A 15,370-nucleotide genomic window follows, 5' to 3' on the forward strand; every position below is an offset into this window, starting at 1 on the left:
ATGGCCAAGACACTGACCGCAGCCACCGGAGCCGCACTGGCTCTTGTGTTTTCCACCCATGCGTTGGCGCAGGCACCGCAGCCTGAAGTGCAGCTGTGGCGGCTCGATTGCGGCACGGTCGCGGCAAATGATCTCAACGCCTTTTCCGACACAAAGGCCTACACCGGCCAGTCCAAGCGGCTGACCAGCAGCTGTTACCTGATCCGCCATGGCAGCGATTATCTGCTGTGGGACACGGGGCTGCCATCGGCGATGAAGGGCAAGCCGCTCGACGACAGCCAAGCGATGGACGCGACCGTCACGCTGACGATCAAGGAGCAGCTCGCGCAGCTGAAAGTCGATCCGGCGAGGATCAAATATGTCGGCCTCAGCCACTATCACTTCGATCACAGCGGGCAGGTCGCGGACTTCCCGAGTGCCACGCTGATCGTCGGCAAGGGCGACTGGACGGTGCTGACCACCGATCCTGCCTCTTACGGCGCCAACCCCGCGCCGTTCGCGCACTGGATTTCGGGCGGCGGCAAGGTCGAGCAGGCGACGACCGACAAGGACGTGTTTGGCGATGGATCGGTGACCATGCTGCGGCTGCCCGGGCACACTCCGGGGCACAGCGGCCTGCTGGTGCGGCTCAAGGAAAAAGGCCCGGTGCTGCTGACCGGAGATCTCGCGCATTTCAGCGAGAACTACGCGTCAAACGGCGTGCCGACCTTCAATGTCGACCGCGCCGATACTCTGGCATCGCTTGACCGTTTCAAGAAACTGGCAGACAATCTCAAGGCAACAGTGATCATTCAACATGAGCCGGCAGACGTGGGCAAGTTGCCGACGTTTCCCCAGGCGGCGGAGTAAATGCAGTGAGCAAGGACAAGAAGGACGGCTGGTCTAACAGCGCCATGGCGGGCGCGGCGGTGGGTTCCGCTGCGCTGGCAGCAGCTTTGCTGTATGTCGGCAAGCAGTTCACGAAGCCGAAGACCGATACCCCCGCAAAACCTGACGAGCCGGGCGCCGAAGCCACCGAGGGCCCGCATGCAACCGATTGATCGCGTCGAGGGCAAGGCCATCCCGTTTGGCCGCAAGAACGTCGATACCGACATCATCATCCCCTCGCAGTGGCTCAAGACGATCAGCCGCGAAGGGCTGGGCGCAGGCGCGTTCGAATCGATCCGTGCCGAGCCGGGCAACATCTTCGACGATCCCGAATTTGCCGGGGCGCCGATCCTGATTGCGGGCGACAATTTCGGCTGCGGGTCGAGCCGCGAGCACGCCGCATGGGCGCTGATCGACCTCGGCATCACCGCGGTGATCGCGCCCAGCTTTTCGGACATCTTTTCGAGCAACGCGTTCAAGAACGGTATCCTCACCGTCGTGCTGCCGCAGGAGGCTGTCGATCGGCTGATGGAGGTCGCCCAGACCGACACCATCCACATCGATCTGGAAAGCCAGACCGTGACCACGCCGTTCCAGGACAGGTTCAGCTTCGAGATCGACCCGTTCCGCAAGACCTGCCTGATGCAGGGGCTCGACGAGATCGGGCTGACTTTGGGCAAGGCGGATGCGATCAGCGCGTATGAAAAGAAGGTCAGCGCGGATCGCCCCTGGATGGTGCCTGTAGCAGCTTGACATCGTCATTCCCGCGAACGCGGGAATCCCGCTTCGGCGCAACGATCGCATGAACAGCGGGACCTCCGCCTTCGCGGGGGTGACGAAAACCAATAACAAACGGAGAGAGCCTCATATGAAAGCCCTTTTGTCGACCGCCGTTGGCGGACCCGAAACGCTCCAGATGACCGAGGTCGACGCGCCCGTCGCGGGTCCCGGTGAACTGCTGGTCGCGGTCAAGGCCTGCTCGATCAACTTCCCCGACGCGCTGATCATCAAGGACATGTACCAGCTCAAGCCCCAGCGCCCGTTCGCGCCGGGTAGCGAGATTGCAGGCGTGGTCGAGGCGGTGGGCGAGGGCGTCACCGGCTGGTCGGTCGGCGACCGGGTGATCGCGGGCACCGGCTTTGGCGGGCTTGTCGAGAAGAAGGTCGTTGCGGCTGCGGGCGCCTACAGGCTTCCCGAGCAGTTCAGCTTCGAGCAGGGCGCATCGCTGCTGATGACCTATGGCACATCGATCCACGCGCTCAAGGATCGCGGCCACATCAAGCCGGGTGATACCCTGCTGGTGCTGGGCGCGGCGGGCGGCGTAGGCCTCGCGGCTGTCGAACTCGGCAAGGCCTATGGCGCACGCGTCGTTGCAGGCGTCTCGAGCGAGGCCAAGGCACAGGCGGCACGCGAATCCGGAGCGGACGAAGTGGTGGTCTATGGCCGACAGCCGTTCGACAAGGACCAGTCCAAGGCGCTCGCGAACGCGTTCAAGGATGCGGTCGGCCCCAATGGCGCGGACATCGTCTATGATGCGGTCGGCGGCGACTACAGCGAGCCTGCGGTGCGCGCGATGGCCTGGGAAGGCCGCTTCTTAGTGGTCGGCTTCCCCGCCGGGATCGCCAAGCTGCCGCTTAACCTGACGCTGCTCAAGAGCTGCGATGTCTGCGGTGTGTTCTGGGGCGCGTTTGCCGCGCGCGAGCCCAAGCGCAACGCCGCCAACATCGCAGAGCTGTTCGACCTGTGGGCGGCGGGCAAGATTTCCCCGCGCATTTCGGAAACCTTCAGCTTCGAAACCGCGCATGAGGCGATCGCCCGGCTTGAAAATCGCGAGGCGATCGGCAAGCTTGTGGTGACGATGTAACGCATCTGCGCCCTGGTCATGCGGTTTGACGCTTGCCGCCGACGCGCGCTGTGCGTATGCGCTAGGCTATTCTGCATGACCAACCTTCTGCACGACAATAAGGGGCCGAAATGACCACTTTCAATGACCGCGAACGCGCGTTCGAAGCCAAGTTTGCAGCCGATGAAGACCTGCAGTTCCGCATCACCGCGCGGCGCAACCGCCTGCTGGGCAACTGGGCGGCAGAGCAGATGGGCCTGACGCCTGCCGAAACCGATTCCTACGCCAAGTCGGTCGTCCAGGCCGATTTCGAGGAAGCCGGTGACGAGGACGTGATCCGCAAGCTGCTGGGCGATCTGGTCTCGGCGGGCGTTGAAATCGACGAGCTGGGCGTCCGTGCCGCGCTCGAGGCCAAGATGGTCGAGGCGCGCCGCCAGTACATCGAAGAGGCGAACTGAACCATGCCCATGGCTGCCGCCGACATCGAGGCGCTGATCAAGGCCGGTATCCCGGACGCCGAGGTTTCGATTACCGATCTGGCGGGCGATGGCGACCATTATGCCGCGCATGTCGTGGCCGAAAGCTTTCGCCCGATGAGCCGCATTGCCCGCCAGCGCGCGGTCTATGCAGCGCTGGGCGGACGCATGGGCGGTGAACTGCACGCCTTGCAACTGACCACGGCGCTCCCCAGCTAAACGCCAGGCCATATTGGCACCATCTGCATATCCACGGAGCTGAACCCATGACCGACACCGCACAGGCCCGCATCGCCGAGATCGTTCAAGCCAACGACGTCCTGCTGTTCATGAAGGGCACGCCGCTGTTTCCGCAGTGCGGCTTTTCCAGCAAAGCGATCGCCATCCTCGACCATCTCGGCGTCGACTATGAAAGCGTCGACGTGCTGCAGGACATGGAAGTCCGCCAGGGCATCAAGGAATTTTCCGACTGGCCGACCATCCCCCAGCTCTATGTGAAGGGCGAGTTCATCGGCGGATCGGACATCATGATGGAAATGTTCGAAGCCGGCGAACTACAGGCGCTGATGCAGGAAAAGGGCCTGGTAGGGGCCAACTGAGCACCTTTACCGTTGCTTTGACACCCGACATCCAACCACGTCACCCCTGCGAAAGCGGGGGTGACGTTTTTTTATGGGAGCATCGGCGATAGCGGGATTCGACTTTCGCGGGAATGACGATCCTAGGAGGCTGGAGCAGGTTCTTCCACCGTCGCCAGCCGTGCCTCGCGTGAGCGCCGAATGCCGTCGACGCAGAACAGCGCCACCGCCGCCCAGATCAGTGCAAAACAGATCGCGTGCGCGCGGGTGAAGGGTTCGTCATAGACGAACACTCCGAGCACGAACTGGATCGTCGGGCCGATGAACTGGATGAAGCCCAGCGTCGACAGCGGCATCTTGCGCGCGGCGCTGGCGAACAGCAGCAGCGGGATGGTGGTGATGGCGCCCCCTGCGATCAGATAGGCGTCGGTCAGCGTCGAATAGCCGAAGCCCGGCGTGGGATCGTGCAGCCCCGCCCACAACACATAGCCCAGCGCGAACGGCAGCATCAGCGATGTTTCGCAGGCAAGGCCGGGGAGCGACCCCACCGGTGCCATCTTGCGCACCATGCCGTACAGGCCGAACGAGGCGGCAAGCGACAGGCTGATCCAGATCGACGCCAGCGATTCACTCGCCAGCACCAGCACGCCTGCCGCCGCCAGCACAATAGCGACCATCTGGGTACGATTCATCCGTTCGCGGAAAAACACCACGCCCAGCGCCACGTTGATCAGCGGGTTGATGTAATAGCCCAGGCTGCCTGCCAGGATATGCTCGTTGGTGATCGCCCAGATATAGATCAGCCAGTTGGCGGCGATCAGCGACGTGCTCGCGATCATGTAACGGCGGATCCGCGGGACTGCCAAGGCGGACGTGAATTCACCAAGACGACGGCTGGCCCACAGGATCGCAGTGATCAGCAGAACCGACCACACCACCCGGTGCGCGACGATTTCCACCGGGGAAATGCCCTGCAGCTGCTTGAAAAACAGCGGCATGAAGCCCCAGATCGTGTATGCGCCGATCGCTTCCGGCAGGCCTTTCAGGCGTTCTCTCTCACCGCTCATCGCGGCGCGTTAGAGGATGCCGCCTCCCAGCGATAGGCGGATAATGCAGATCACCAGCACGACCAGACACAGATTGCGTCCGGTGTTGCTGCTCGACAGAAAGCCCAGCAGCACGCCCAGCAGGGCGATCGGGACGATCAGCCAGTTCAGGGCGCCAAGCAGCGGCAGAAAGGCCGGAATGGCGAGCAGGAGGGCGATGATCCCGATGAGGATCGAAAGAATGTTCAGCATGTGTCTTATATGGATAAGACAGCGCATGGTTGCAAGCGAATTATCGGTTCACCGCACCAGCGGGTCGGTTCGACCCCGGAATGGCCGGATTCACCTATGTTGTATCCTGTTCATGAAACCGGCGGCGGGGATGAATGTTGTTAGTTCGAGCCGGGACGAACCGCCCGGAGCAATCAGTGGAGATACCATCATGTTGAACCTTGCCCTTGCCAGCGCCGCTGCCCTGTTGAACCCGGCCCCCGCCAGCCCGGTGGCCCTGCCGGTCCCCACCAGCTTCCTTTCGCAGGAAGTCGCCCAGTTCGATCGCGGCGAGCGCCGCGCCTATCGTGAAGGCCGCCGCGATGCACGCCGCCAGGCGCGTTACGAGGGCCGCTACTGGCGCGGTGACGACGGCCGTTATCGCTGCCAGCGCAGCAACGGAACCACCGGCCTGCTGGTCGGCGCCGGTGTCGGCGCGCTGCTTGGCAACGAGATCGCGGGACGCGGCGACAAGACGCTGGGCGCCATCGTCGGCGGCCTGGGTGGCGCAGCCGCTGGCCGGGCCATCGATCGCAGCCGGGTCAGCTGCCGCTAAACCCCAAGCACTGCACGACGACAAAGGGCCTCTCCCGGAAACGGAAGGGGCCCTTTCTCTGTGGTGGGGTTCAGGTGGAAAGCTCTTCGGCCAATCGGTCGATATCGGCATCCTCGCGCACGATCCGCCAGCTGTCGGGATGTCGGGTGTCGATCAGCACCACGCCGTTTTTGGGGCAGATGTCGAGGCAGGGTACCTCGATCACCCCCAGCCGAGCCTTGCGCCCCTTGCCGCCAGGCAAGCGCCGTTTGAGCGCCTTGGCGAGCGAGGGGGTTTCTTCGCGGCCGAAGCTGGCTTTGGCGCGTTTCTGGCACTTCTTGCAGACGAGCACGGCGTGCGACCAGTGGCTGCGGATTTCGGTTTTCATGAGTGAAAGATAGGGGGACGGTGCGGCGATTACACGCCTTTCCAGGTCTTTCTTTCCTCGGCGCTGCGCAGCACCGCATAGGCCGCCTGGATCGCCTGGAAGCGCACGGCGGCCTCCTTGTCGTTCTGGTTGGTGTCGGGATGGTTGGCCTTGGCAAGGCGGCGATAGGCCTTCTTGATCTCGTCGAATTCGCTGTGCGCGTGGCATTCCAGCACATCGAGCGCGCGCATCTCGTCGCGCGACCGGCTGCCATCGCCCGAACCTGCCCATTCGTTGAACACCGATTCGCGATAGCCCGAGGTGTCGCGCTTTTCCTCGGCTGCGCGCGCGGCGGCCTCTTCCTTGTCGAGCCCTGCGAAATAGTCCCAGCCCTGGTTGTATTCCGCAGCGTGCTTTTCGCAGAAATACCAGCGGTCCGGGCTGTTGGGGGATTTGGGCGCGGGGCAGTTCCCCGCCTCGTTGCAACCATGCCGGTCACACATCCGCACCGTCTGCGCCTCGCGCGACGACCCATAGCCGCGCCAGCGGGGGAAGCCCCAGTCAGAAGATCGTTTGCCTGCCATCGGTGGGCATTTAGCTATGATGGGGGGGAAGGGCTAGGGGTTTGGTGGCGACGCTTGTCCGCTCTCTGAGATGCGTGCCTGGCAGGGGCAGGCGGGGCATCGGGTGTTCCGAAGAGCCTTCGGCAACGCCCCCGCCCTTCATCGACGGCAAATGTCGTTTGTCGAACGCTAAGGGTCTTGAAAGGATTGCATCGCTATCTATTTCGCATATGCAACATAGATTGCATATCAAGACGTATCAGGGAATCCGAGCAATGAGCCGCCAGTTGATGTTCTCCGCCATGCTGTCCATCGCGATGATGGCGACGTTCGTGCTGGGTTCGCAGGCCTACGCCGGTGACGATGCGGCGCAGGATTTTGCCGAGTGCACGCTGGACCAGCTGGAAGGCTCTCCCGCTGCGGTCGAGCAGATGGTGCCCTCGCACCTGGTGCTCGCCTCGCTCTGAGCGCCCCTGCGCCCAATTCTTCCAGGATAAAATTGCCAGAGGGTCTGTAAGCCGGGTTCTGTCCTGACCGTTGCCGATCATGGGCAGCCATTCCTCTAGGCGGGGCATTGCTGCACCGCTCAAGCAACCAACCCGGGCGGCAAGGGGCCGAAACACCCCTGGGACGCGCCTCTGCAAGCAGAAACCGTATCACCAAATCCGCCCCTATTCGGTCTTGCTCCGGATGGGGTTTACCGTGCCGCGAACCATTGCTGGCCGCGCGGTGCGCTCTTACCGCACCCTTTCAATGTTACCGGGCCGAAGCCTTGGGCAACCTGCTTTCTGTTGCACTGTCCCTGGGGTCGCCCCCGCCGGGCGTTACCCGGCATCCTTGTTTCGTGGAGCCCGGACTTTCCTCGCGTCACTTGCGTAACCCGCGGCTGCCCGACCCTCTGGCAACAGCGGCCCTAGCGGCGATTTGCGCAGAGCGCAATCAGCGGTACCGCCCCGCGTCGCGGTCGAGCAGTAGCGAGAACAGGATCGCGCGGCACTCGCCGTCGATCTCGCCGGTGATCGTGCCCGGGCGCCAGCGGCGCTGGAATGCGGTCGTGGCGGCGCGCCCGTCCGAGATGTCGTAGCCGAAGCGCTCGAGCGCGAGCAGAAACGCGCCGTCGCTCCAGTACGGATCGACCAGCCGGCCATCGGGAATCGGCAGCGCCAGCCGCACCCGCGCCAGCCTCTGCCAGTCGAACAGCTCGCCGGGGTCCTGCTTGCGCGCGGGCGCGACATCGCTGTGCCCCACGACATTGGCGCGCGGAATGCCGTGGCGGTCGACGATCTCCGCCACCAGCGGGATCAGCGCCGACATCTGCTCTTCGGGGAAGGGGCGGTAGCCGAATTCGTGGCCGGGGTTGACGATCTCTATGCCGATGCTGGCGCTGTTGACGTCCTTGATCCCGCGCCAGTGCGCACGGCCCGCATGCCAGGCGCGGTTGGCCTCGTCGACCATGCGGATGATCTGGCCGTCCTCGGTGACGACATAATGCGCGGAGACCTTGGAGGCGGGATTGGCGAGCCAGTCGATCGCCGACGGCGCGTCCTGCATTCCGGTATAATGCAGGACCAGCATGCTGATCGGAGCCATGCGTTCGTCGAAGTTAGGCGACGGGGTATCGATCAAGATCTGGTGCCCTCCTTCATCAGCCGTGCTTCGGCCAGCATCCGCGATCTTTGCGCGTTGCGGATCGCCACGATAGAGACGCCGAGCAATGCGATCAATCCACCTGCAATCATCAGCGCGGTCAGCGGGGTGCCGAACCACCAGGTGGCAAAGGCGACCGAGATCACCGGCGTGGGGATGGTCAGCGGACTGACGGTGGATACCGAGTGCCGCTGCAGCAGCCATACCATCGCGCCATGCCCGCCGATGCTGGAGCCAAGCGCGGCGTAGATCGTCCAGGCATAGGTTTCCATGCTGAGGTTGGGCAGCATCGCCATGCCGTTCGGTTCGAGCAGCAGCGCGAAGGGCAGGATCACCAGTGAGCCGATCAGCCCCAGCCAGCCGCTGATGTTGAGCACGCCGATGCCGCCGAGATTGCGCTGGATGAGCGTCGCGATCGCCCAGATCAGAGACCCGCAGGCAGATATGGCGATCGCGGGCATCTCGCCCGCCACCTTGGGGTCGAACACCAGCAGCACCACCCCGAAAAGGGCAAGGATGATCCCGATCAGACGCGGAATGCCGATCTTTTCCTTGAGGAAGATCACCGCGAGGATCAGCGAGAAAGGAACGCCCAGCTGGCCTGCGATGGCCAGCGCGCTGACATTGGTGCTGACCTGCAGCGACAGCCCGACCGCGACGTAGAACAGCCCGCCGCTGAGCACGCCCAGCACCCCGATCAACCGCATCCGGCCCGGCACGATCCGCAAGAAGGGCAGGCACACCACCGCCACGATCGCCTGGCGCAGAAACGCGCCGGGAAGCGCGCCTGCGCTGTCGACGGCAGATTTCATCGCGATGATGTTGAAGCCCCACAGCAGCATCATGGCGATGGCGACCGCCCAGTCGAGGCGGCCAAAGCCCCGTTCGGGCAGGTCAGGCGCGGGCGAATCGTGCGTCATGCGGCGTGGCATAGGGCAAATGCCCCGTCAGAACAGCCTTTATGCTGCAACTGCGAAGAGATTGTGCGAAAATGTCAGCCCAGCGGCGCAGGAAAGATCGACTGGCCGGTCTTGCCGGTGACTGCCTTGCAATACAGTCCGCGCAACTCGCGCGTCGCCGAGAACAGATCGGTATGCCCCAGCACCGTTTCGGCTGCGCCCAGCATCAGCATGCCGTCATTCTCGAGCGATCTTTCGAGCTTGGAATAGGCGATGTGCCGGGTCTCGGTGGCGAAATACATCAGAACGTTGCGGCACAGGATGATGTCGAACCGGCCCAGGTCGCCGCGCGGCTTGAGCAGATTGTCTTCCTTGAACGTCACCATGGCCTGCAGGCGCGGATCGATCACCCAATCCTCGCCGTCCTGGGTGAAATAGCGCAGCATGTAATCGACCGACAGCCCGCGCTGGATCTCGAACTGGCTGTAGCGCCCCAGCTTGGCGCGGCTGATGACCGATGCCGAAATGTCGGTGCCGACGATCTCGATCTTCCAGTCGACCCATTTCTCGCGCTCGGAATCGAACAGCATGGCGACCGAATAGGCTTCCTGCCCGGTCGATGTTCCTGCGCACCAGATGCGCAGCGTCTTGCGCTGGGCGCGGCGCTCACGCAGCGCGGGAAACGCCTCCGACCGCAGCGCTGCGAACATCGCGGTGTCGCGGAAGAAGAAGCTTTCGTTGTTGAGCATCGCATCGAGCGATTCCTGCAACAGCTTTTCATTGTCCGGATCGGACAGCACCGCGACCAGCGCGTCGAGATCGGGAATGCCCTGCGCCTTGAGCATCGGCGCCAGCGCGGTCTGGATACGCCAGTAGCGGCTCGGCGCAATCTGCTGCCCGGTGCGCGCTTCGAGCAGACCTGCAAGGATGCGGGTGGCATTGGTGGCGGGTTGGGAATGGATCATTTCGGCTCCAGCCAGCAATCGGCGATGAACCGGGCAATTCCGGCGGGAGGAAGGATGACGCTGGCAAGACCGTCGCGCGCGATGGCGCCGGGCATGCCCCAGACGGTGCTGGACTGCGCATCCTGAACATAGATCGGCGCGCCGGTTGCGGCGAGTAGCCGCGCGCCCGACAGGCCGTCAGCGCCCATGCCGCTCAGCATCACGCCCGCGCCATTGGCGCCAAAGCACTCGGCGACCGCAGCGAACATCGGATCGACCGAAGGCTTGTAGGCGGTGCCGGGCCATTCGGGGATCAGCGCGATGCGCGTCTGGCCGCCGCTGTGCTGCAGGCCGAGATGCGCGGTGCCAGGAGCGCAATAGATATGCCCGCGCTGCAGCACCGCACCGTCCTGCGCCTGATGCACCGGGCGCAGCCCCAGATCGGCGATGTGGCGCACGAGAAACGGAATGAAGTCGGGCGGAAGATGCTGGGTCACCAGGATCGGCGCATCAATGCCAGGGTCGAGCCCGCGCAGCAGTTCGTGGATCGCGCTGATGCCACCGGTGGAGGATCCGATGGCGATGCAGTCCAGCGTTCCATGACTAGCAACGGGCCTTGCCGCCACTGGCGGCATCGCTTGGCGCGAGAACCGCGCCGCATCGCCCAGAATGCGCAACTTCTCGTGCAAGGCTGCGATGAAGCTTTGCGGATAGAACTGATGGTCGGGCTTGGACAGCGTGTCGCTCGCTCCCAGCGCCAGCGCCTTCAGCGTCGCGGGAGCGCCATCGGTGCAGTGCGAGGACAGCACCAGGATTCGCGCCTGCTTGCTGGCCGCGATGAGGTCGGGAAGCGCATCGAGCCCCGATCGGCGGGGCATCTCGATATCAAGCAGGACGATGTCGGCAGCTTCGGTGGCGAGAAAATCGAGCGCGGCCTGCGCCGAGGCGAGGCTGGCGCAGACCGAAAAGCCGGGTGCCTGCTCGACGATCCGCTGGATGATCGAGCGCATGACGAGGCTGTCGTCGACAATCAGCACACGGCTGACGGGCAACGCTTCGGGCACCAGCGGCGCTAGGCGCCGGGCAGATGCCACGGGATCAAGGCCGGTCATGTGGTGGAGCCCCCCGCGCCGGTCCTCAGGCGCAGCCCACGATCTGCAGTTTGCTGTGCAGCGTTTCGCGGTCGAACGGCTTCATGACATATTCGTCCGCGCCTGCGTCGATCGCCGCCTGGATATGGCCGCGGCCGTTTTCGGTGGTGCAGAAGACGACCTTTGGCCCGGCGCCGCCCTCGACCTTGCGCAGCGCGCACAGGAATTCCATCCCGCTCATCACCGGCATGTTCCAGTCGAGCAGGACCACATCGGGCATCACGTCGCGGCACTGGTCCAGCGCCTCGCTGCCATCGGCGGCTTCGGAGACGGTGAAGTCCAGCGTCTCCAGAATGTGCCGAGCGACCTTCCGGATTACCTTGCTATCGTCAACAACCAGACAGGTTTTCATGGGCGCGGCCTCCTCGCAGCAATGTTGCCGCACTGAACATTAGGCCTGATTGGTAAGCAGCATGTTAACAGCGGTGATCGGCGGGCGCGGCTCACCGCAAAAACGCGCAAGATCAGGCTGCGCGGCGCAGCGCGGGATTGACCATGTAATCGGGGTCGATCAGCAGATAGGTGCTGCCGTCGAAGTCGAGCAGCGCCCGGCCGATATCGCTCCACCCGGCAGGCAGCTGACCGGGCAGCGGGGCAGGGGCCACGACCGATTGCACCACGTCGATCACCGCATCGACCAGCAGGCCGTAATGGCATCCGCCGATGTTGACGACGATCGCCGGTTGGCCGGGGGTCAGGTCTGCAGGCTCGCCGGTGACGAAGAACTGGCAGTCGATCAGCGTCAGCACCCGGCTGCGCAGCGCGAACAACCCCGCGATGAACGGCGCAGCCGAAGGCACCGGCACCGATTCGCGAACATTGACCACGCTGTCGACCTGTTCTGCCGGGATGACGACCTTTTCCCCGGAGATGACCGCGATCAGATACAGTTCTTTCATGTGCCCAGCGCTCCGTTGCGCCCGTTGATCAGCCGACCCAGCAGGGCGGCCCGGTCATAGCGATAGATCGTGTCGGCATCCTGCGGATCGCCCGACAGCGTATCGCGCAGCCGGATGATCTCGCCGCTCAGCGCGGCGGGTGTTTCGGCGGAATCTCCGACGATGATGCTCACTGCGGCGTCGCCGGGCTGTCCGTCGCCCGGAGCGCCGAAGACCGGTCGATAGCCGGCTGCCGAAACCAGCGGCGCAAGGATGTTGCGGGTCCAGGGGTCATCGGTGCCGATCAGGCAGCATGCCGGCCGATCGGAGGACGGCGCGGGGCCCATCATGTTGCTGAACACCCAGTGCGGGTCGATCACCTCGATCTGCTGATCGCCGATCAGCGCGATACCACCCACCAGGCCCGGCGCGCTCGCCGGTTCGACCTTTGCGGGCAGCCGGACGATATCGATCACGTCGTCGACCGCATAGAGCACATGGCGGGTCCCATCGCTGAGGTGCAGCAGCTTGGCATGACCCGATTGCGGGGGCTGGTCGAGCCCGAACACCGGACGGCTCTCGCCATCAATGCTCAGCCGCACCTGGCCACCGGCGAGCGCCAGCCGCGCGGCATCGACATCCTCGACGCGCTCGACCGCCGCCAGCGTCATCAGCCGCAACATGCCCGCGGCCTCGCGGAACAACAGCGCGGAGCCGCCATCGATCTCGGCGGCATCGGGCGCCTCGCCGCGCTGGCTTTCGTCGGGCCGCGCAAATTCATTGAGCTGCGCCCGGTTCGCCAGGCCCAGTGGATCGAGCAGCAGCATCGGGCGGCCATTGTCGGGCAGGGTGGTGCCTGCGTACAGGCCGTCGGCCATGATCACGGGCGCGCCGGGGCGGACCACCAGTTCCTCGTGATCGATCACCGCCTCGACCGCAAGCGCGTAGCGCAGTTCGGACGAGGCGTTGACGGTGATGATCGTGCGGTGGCGCGCAGCGGGGTTGGTGGCGCGTTCCAGCCCCAGCAGCGTTTCGAGCGCGACATGCGGCAGGCACTCGCCGCGGATATAGGCCAGATCGCGTCCGCCGACCTGCTGGATGCGCACCTGATCGTTGTTGTCGAACAGGATCTCGCGGATCGCCGAGCGTGGCATCGCGAATTCCTGGCCGCCCGCGCGCACGGTAAGGCACGGAATGATCGTAAGCGTCAGCGGCACGCGCAGGATGACGCGCAGCCCCTTGCCGGGATTGTTTTCCAGATCGATCGAGCCGCCGATCCGCTCGATGTTCGAGCGCACGACGTCCATGCCGACCCCGCGCCCGGAAATCGCGGTCACCTGGTCTGCGGTGGAAAGGCCTGGCGCAAAGATCAACTCGAGCCGCGCGCGTTCGCTCAGCGCGTGTATTTCCGATGCGCTGCGGACCTTTGCGGTCTGGGCGCGCGCCACCAATTTGTCGGTATCGATGCCGCGCCCGTCATCTGCGATCTCGATCAGGATCTGGTTGCCCGACTGGCGCGCCGATATGCTCAGCCGACCGGTGGCGGGCTTGCCCGCAAGGCTGCGCGCGGCGGGCGATTCGATGCCATGATCGATCGAGTTGCGGATGATATGGGTCAGCGGATCGCGGATCATCTCGATCATTTCGCGATCGAGTTCGACATTGCTGCCCGAGGTGCGCAGATCGACCTGCTTGCCGAGATCGGCGCACAGATCGCGGACCAGCCGCGGCAGGGGGGAGAAGATTCGTTCGATCCGCTGCATGCGGGTCTGGCCGATGGCATCGCGCATGTCGGCGATGCACGATGACAGCCGCTCGAAGGCGTTTTCGAGCACCGGGCCGTTCTGCTCGTCGCGCAGGCATCGCGCGACCTCGTTGCGCGCCAGCACCATGTCCGACACGCCGTTCATCAGATGATCGATAAGGTCGAGCGGCACGCGGATCGATCGGATGGCCGCCTGTCGGCGTGCGGCAGAGCCGGTGTCATTGGCGGGAATGCTAGGTTCGGGTGTGGCAGGCTCCGGCGCCTTGTGGTCGCGATCCAGCGCAGCGATCAGGTCTGAGTCCGATCCATCGGGCAGGGCCTCGCCCGATTCCATGACCACGATCAGCTCGCCGATCCGGTCGATGATCCCGAGCACCGCATCGACCAGCGGGGCGGAAGCCTCGCGCTTGCCATCGCGGACCTGCGCCAGAACATCCTCTGCGGCATGGCTCAGCCGTTCGAACCTGGGCAGGTTGAGAAAGCCGCAGCTGCCCTTGACCGTGTGGACGAAGCGGAAAATGCTGTCGAGCCGGGTGCTGTCGTGCGGGTTCTGTTCCCACAGCACAAGTTCGCTGGCCAGCGCGTCCAGCGTTTCCCGGGTTTCAGCGATAAATTCCTGTATCAGGTCGTCCATATCCACCGTCCGCGAGCGCTTGAGCTCCGGTTTGCGCTGAATATGGTTAAGATCAGGTTGCGGCTGATCGGGCCGCGCGCCGGATTCAGACGCGCAGCATGGCCCCGATGACCAGCGATTCCGGCGTGGCGGCGAGCTGGATATCGCCGCCGTTGCGACGCACGATCTGCTTGATCATATAGGCAGGTGCCGTGCGTGGGCTCATCGTGGCCTGGGCCAGATCGTCCGACAGCGCAGCGGCCACCGCAGCATCGATCACCACCTTGGGGCCGGTCGCATTGACCGCGATTTCGCAGGTGCCGCCATTTTCTTCCGCCGCGATGATCAGCTGACCGCCGCGCACCAGGCCGTCGAGGCCGATCAGCGCCAGGTTCAGCAGCACCTTGACCGCGGGCTTGGCGAGCAGATCGGACGGTACATGCCATTGCAGCTCGACCCGCGGCTTGTCTGCGACCAGCCCCTCGATCAGCTGGCGCGGCTCATTGACGTCCACCTTGTCGCCAAAGCCTCCCGCCGCGCCAAAGGCCAGGCGGAAGAATTTGAGCTTGCTGGCAGAGGCCCGGGCGCTGTCTGTCAGCAGCTCGATGCAGCGCGCGCGCATTTCCGGATCGGTCTCGTCCGCGAGCAGTTCCAGGCCGTTGTTCATCGCGCCGATCGGGCTCAGCAGATCATGGCAGAGCCGCGAACACAAAAGGCTGGCGAGGTCGATTTCAGACAGGTCTGCAGGACTGGACATGGGCTGGGGCTGGCCTTTGGGAGGAAGGGACAGGAAAGCGTGCGCAGGCCGGTGGGCCGCGCCCCGCCGATGTGGCGAAAATGTCGCACAGGTTCAAGCCTTAATGCGGCAGCTGCGCGACCTCGCGCCAGCCGGTGCGCAAGATGGGGTGGCCAGAAGCGATCCGCAGGA

General features: G+C 64.4%; 21 protein-coding genes and 1 other RNA gene. 9 read left to right on the forward strand and 13 right to left on the reverse strand.

Translation table 11 applies throughout. The features are described 5' to 3' along the window. From B5J99_RS09825 to grxD, 7 genes are all read left to right on the forward strand, one after another. The gene (locus B5J99_RS09825; RefSeq protein ID WP_054133311.1) at positions 1 to 849 is read left to right on the forward strand and encodes an N-acyl homoserine lactonase family protein; all 849 of its coding nucleotides are present in this window, start codon (positions 1 to 3) and stop codon (positions 847 to 849) included. 5 nt (positions 850 to 854) lie between these two features. Continuing rightward, the gene (locus tag B5J99_RS09830; RefSeq protein ID WP_054133310.1) at positions 855 to 1,040 is read left to right on the forward strand and encodes a hypothetical protein; all 186 of its coding nucleotides are present in this window, start codon (positions 855 to 857) and stop codon (positions 1,038 to 1,040) included. Continuing rightward, positions 1,027 to 1,620 carry a 3-isopropylmalate dehydratase small subunit gene (gene leuD / locus B5J99_RS09835; protein WP_054133309.1) on the forward strand — a complete coding sequence of 198 codons (594 nt, stop codon included), beginning with the start codon at positions 1,027 to 1,029 and terminating at the stop codon, positions 1,618 to 1,620. Before B5J99_RS09830 ends, leuD begins: the two co-directional genes overlap by 14 nt. 115 nt (positions 1,621 to 1,735) lie before the next feature. Then, positions 1,736 to 2,731 (forward strand): NADPH:quinone oxidoreductase family protein, encoded by a 996-nt coding sequence (locus B5J99_RS09840; RefSeq protein WP_054133308.1) that lies wholly within the window; start codon positions 1,736 to 1,738, stop codon positions 2,729 to 2,731. 110 nt (positions 2,732 to 2,841) lie between these two features. Further along, a complete protein-coding gene (locus B5J99_RS09845) occupies positions 2,842 to 3,168 on the forward strand; it encodes a DUF1476 domain-containing protein (protein WP_054133307.1) in 327 nt (108 codons plus the stop codon). A gap of 3 nt (positions 3,169 to 3,171) precedes the next feature. Continuing rightward, positions 3,172 to 3,405: a BolA/IbaG family iron-sulfur metabolism protein gene (locus tag B5J99_RS09850; RefSeq protein ID WP_054133306.1), complete on the forward strand. Its 234-nt coding sequence runs from the start codon at positions 3,172 to 3,174 to the stop codon at positions 3,403 to 3,405. A gap of 47 nt (positions 3,406 to 3,452) precedes the next feature. Next, positions 3,453 to 3,785 carry a Grx4 family monothiol glutaredoxin gene (grxD, locus tag B5J99_RS09855; RefSeq protein WP_054133305.1) on the forward strand — a complete coding sequence of 111 codons (333 nt, stop codon included), beginning with the start codon at positions 3,453 to 3,455 and terminating at the stop codon, positions 3,783 to 3,785. 122 nt (positions 3,786 to 3,907) lie between these two features. Here grxD and rarD read toward each other — a convergent pair whose 3' ends face one another. Together rarD and B5J99_RS09865 are read right to left on the reverse strand one after the other, a co-directional pair. Beyond that, positions 3,908 to 4,831 carry an EamA family transporter RarD gene (gene rarD, locus B5J99_RS09860; RefSeq protein ID WP_117352309.1) on the reverse strand — a complete coding sequence of 308 codons (924 nt, stop codon included), beginning with the start codon at positions 4,829 to 4,831 and terminating at the stop codon, positions 3,908 to 3,910. A 9-nt stretch (positions 4,832 to 4,840) separates the two neighbouring features. Further along, entirely contained in the window at positions 4,841 to 5,062 is a 222-nt protein-coding gene (locus B5J99_RS09865; RefSeq protein ID WP_054133303.1) for a hypothetical protein, read from the reverse strand. Positions 5,063 to 5,252: 190 nt separating this feature from the next. Between B5J99_RS09865 and B5J99_RS09870 the strand changes: the two genes are divergently transcribed. Further along, positions 5,253 to 5,636 carry a glycine zipper 2TM domain-containing protein gene (locus B5J99_RS09870; RefSeq protein WP_117352310.1) on the forward strand — a complete coding sequence of 128 codons (384 nt, stop codon included), beginning with the start codon at positions 5,253 to 5,255 and terminating at the stop codon, positions 5,634 to 5,636. Between the two features lie 70 nt (positions 5,637 to 5,706). Here B5J99_RS09870 and B5J99_RS09875 read toward each other — a convergent pair whose 3' ends face one another. Further along, on the reverse strand, positions 5,707 to 6,003 hold the full coding sequence (locus tag B5J99_RS09875; RefSeq protein WP_117352311.1) for a (2Fe-2S) ferredoxin domain-containing protein: 297 nt from the start codon (positions 6,001 to 6,003) through the stop codon (positions 5,707 to 5,709). 29 nt (positions 6,004 to 6,032) lie between these two features. Then, positions 6,033 to 6,566 (reverse strand): J domain-containing protein, encoded by a 534-nt coding sequence (locus B5J99_RS09880; protein ID WP_054133300.1) that lies wholly within the window; start codon positions 6,564 to 6,566, stop codon positions 6,033 to 6,035. Between the two features lie 254 nt (positions 6,567 to 6,820). Between B5J99_RS09880 and B5J99_RS09885 the strand changes: the two genes are divergently transcribed. Continuing rightward, positions 6,821 to 7,012, forward strand: coding sequence for a hypothetical protein (locus tag B5J99_RS09885; RefSeq protein WP_054133299.1), 192 nt, complete (start codon positions 6,821 to 6,823; stop codon positions 7,010 to 7,012). 31 nt (positions 7,013 to 7,043) lie between these two features. Here the strand turns inward: B5J99_RS09885 and rnpB are convergent. The 9 genes from rnpB to B5J99_RS09930 all read right to left on the reverse strand — a co-directional run bounded on the left by rnpB (position 7,044) and on the right by B5J99_RS09930 (position 15,199). Next, positions 7,044 to 7,447: RNase P RNA component class A (gene rnpB, locus B5J99_RS09890), an RNA gene on the reverse strand. A 37-nt stretch (positions 7,448 to 7,484) separates the two neighbouring features. After that, the gene (locus tag B5J99_RS09895; RefSeq protein ID WP_117352312.1) at positions 7,485 to 8,135 is read right to left on the reverse strand and encodes an N-acetylmuramoyl-L-alanine amidase; all 651 of its coding nucleotides are present in this window, start codon (positions 8,133 to 8,135) and stop codon (positions 7,485 to 7,487) included. Positions 8,136 to 8,167: 32 nt separating this feature from the next. Next, positions 8,168 to 9,112 carry a DMT family transporter gene (locus tag B5J99_RS09900; RefSeq protein ID WP_117352313.1) on the reverse strand — a complete coding sequence of 315 codons (945 nt, stop codon included), beginning with the start codon at positions 9,110 to 9,112 and terminating at the stop codon, positions 8,168 to 8,170. Between the two features lie 74 nt (positions 9,113 to 9,186). Next, positions 9,187 to 10,056, reverse strand: a complete 870-nt coding sequence (locus tag B5J99_RS09905; RefSeq protein WP_117352314.1) for a CheR family methyltransferase — start codon at positions 10,054 to 10,056, stop codon at positions 9,187 to 9,189. Beyond that, a complete protein-coding gene (locus B5J99_RS09910) occupies positions 10,053 to 11,147 on the reverse strand; it encodes a chemotaxis protein CheB (protein ID WP_054133295.1) in 1,095 nt (364 codons plus the stop codon). The genes B5J99_RS09905 and B5J99_RS09910 overlap by 4 nt, the downstream gene beginning before the upstream one ends. A gap of 25 nt (positions 11,148 to 11,172) precedes the next feature. After that, complete coding sequence (locus tag B5J99_RS09915) at positions 11,173 to 11,538, reverse strand: response regulator (protein ID WP_054133294.1); 366 nt, start codon at positions 11,536 to 11,538, stop codon at positions 11,173 to 11,175. A 112-nt stretch (positions 11,539 to 11,650) separates the two neighbouring features. Next, positions 11,651 to 12,085, reverse strand: coding sequence for a chemotaxis protein CheW (locus B5J99_RS09920; RefSeq protein ID WP_054133293.1), 435 nt, complete (start codon positions 12,083 to 12,085; stop codon positions 11,651 to 11,653). Then, a complete protein-coding gene (locus B5J99_RS09925; RefSeq protein WP_117353448.1) occupies positions 12,082 to 14,463 on the reverse strand; it encodes a chemotaxis protein CheA in 2,382 nt (793 codons plus the stop codon). Before B5J99_RS09925 ends, B5J99_RS09920 begins: the two co-directional genes overlap by 4 nt. A gap of 85 nt (positions 14,464 to 14,548) precedes the next feature. Next, entirely contained in the window at positions 14,549 to 15,199 is a 651-nt protein-coding gene (locus B5J99_RS09930) for a histidine phosphotransferase family protein (protein WP_054133292.1), read from the reverse strand. Positions 15,200 to 15,370: the final 171 nt, after the last annotated feature.

The organism is Blastomonas fulva, from assembly GCF_003431825.1.
Lineage (GTDB): Bacteria > Pseudomonadota > Alphaproteobacteria > Sphingomonadales > Sphingomonadaceae > Blastomonas > Blastomonas fulva.

What these genes read in the sequence shown, in the direction of transcription:
- B5J99_RS09825 (WP_054133311.1), top strand. Translation starts at nt 1, where the DNA reads ATGGCCAAGACACTGACCGCAGCCACCGGAGCCGCACTGGCTCTTGTG.
- leuD (WP_054133309.1), top strand. Translation starts at nt 1,027, where the DNA reads ATGCAACCGATTGATCGCGTCGAGGGCAAGGCCATCCCGTTTGGCCGC.
- B5J99_RS09840 (WP_054133308.1), top strand. Translation starts at nt 1,736, where the DNA reads ATGAAAGCCCTTTTGTCGACCGCCGTTGGCGGACCCGAAACGCTCCAG.
- B5J99_RS09845 (WP_054133307.1), top strand. Translation starts at nt 2,842, where the DNA reads ATGACCACTTTCAATGACCGCGAACGCGCGTTCGAAGCCAAGTTTGCA.
- B5J99_RS09850 (WP_054133306.1), top strand. Translation starts at nt 3,172, where the DNA reads ATGCCCATGGCTGCCGCCGACATCGAGGCGCTGATCAAGGCCGGTATC.
- grxD (WP_054133305.1), top strand. Translation starts at nt 3,453, where the DNA reads ATGACCGACACCGCACAGGCCCGCATCGCCGAGATCGTTCAAGCCAAC.
- rarD (WP_117352309.1), bottom strand. Translation starts at nt 4,831, where the DNA reads ATGAGCGGTGAGAGAGAACGCCTGAAAGGCCTGCCGGAAGCGATCGGC.
- B5J99_RS09865 (WP_054133303.1), bottom strand. Translation starts at nt 5,062, where the DNA reads ATGCTGAACATTCTTTCGATCCTCATCGGGATCATCGCCCTCCTGCTC.
- B5J99_RS09870 (WP_117352310.1), top strand. Translation starts at nt 5,253, where the DNA reads ATGTTGAACCTTGCCCTTGCCAGCGCCGCTGCCCTGTTGAACCCGGCC.
- B5J99_RS09875 (WP_117352311.1), bottom strand. Translation starts at nt 6,003, where the DNA reads ATGAAAACCGAAATCCGCAGCCACTGGTCGCACGCCGTGCTCGTCTGC.
- B5J99_RS09880 (WP_054133300.1), bottom strand. Translation starts at nt 6,566, where the DNA reads ATGGCAGGCAAACGATCTTCTGACTGGGGCTTCCCCCGCTGGCGCGGC.
- B5J99_RS09885 (WP_054133299.1), top strand. Translation starts at nt 6,821, where the DNA reads ATGAGCCGCCAGTTGATGTTCTCCGCCATGCTGTCCATCGCGATGATG.
- B5J99_RS09895 (WP_117352312.1), bottom strand. Translation starts at nt 8,135, where the DNA reads ATGGCTCCGATCAGCATGCTGGTCCTGCATTATACCGGAATGCAGGAC.
- B5J99_RS09900 (WP_117352313.1), bottom strand. Translation starts at nt 9,112, where the DNA reads ATGACGCACGATTCGCCCGCGCCTGACCTGCCCGAACGGGGCTTTGGC.
- B5J99_RS09905 (WP_117352314.1), bottom strand. Translation starts at nt 10,056, where the DNA reads ATGATCCATTCCCAACCCGCCACCAATGCCACCCGCATCCTTGCAGGT.
- B5J99_RS09910 (WP_054133295.1), bottom strand. Translation starts at nt 11,147, where the DNA reads ATGACCGGCCTTGATCCCGTGGCATCTGCCCGGCGCCTAGCGCCGCTG.
- B5J99_RS09915 (WP_054133294.1), bottom strand. Translation starts at nt 11,538, where the DNA reads ATGAAAACCTGTCTGGTTGTTGACGATAGCAAGGTAATCCGGAAGGTC.
- B5J99_RS09920 (WP_054133293.1), bottom strand. Translation starts at nt 12,085, where the DNA reads ATGAAAGAACTGTATCTGATCGCGGTCATCTCCGGGGAAAAGGTCGTC.
- B5J99_RS09925 (WP_117353448.1), bottom strand. Translation starts at nt 14,463, where the DNA reads ATGGACGACCTGATACAGGAATTTATCGCTGAAACCCGGGAAACGCTG.
- B5J99_RS09930 (WP_054133292.1), bottom strand. Translation starts at nt 15,199, where the DNA reads ATGTCCAGTCCTGCAGACCTGTCTGAAATCGACCTCGCCAGCCTTTTG.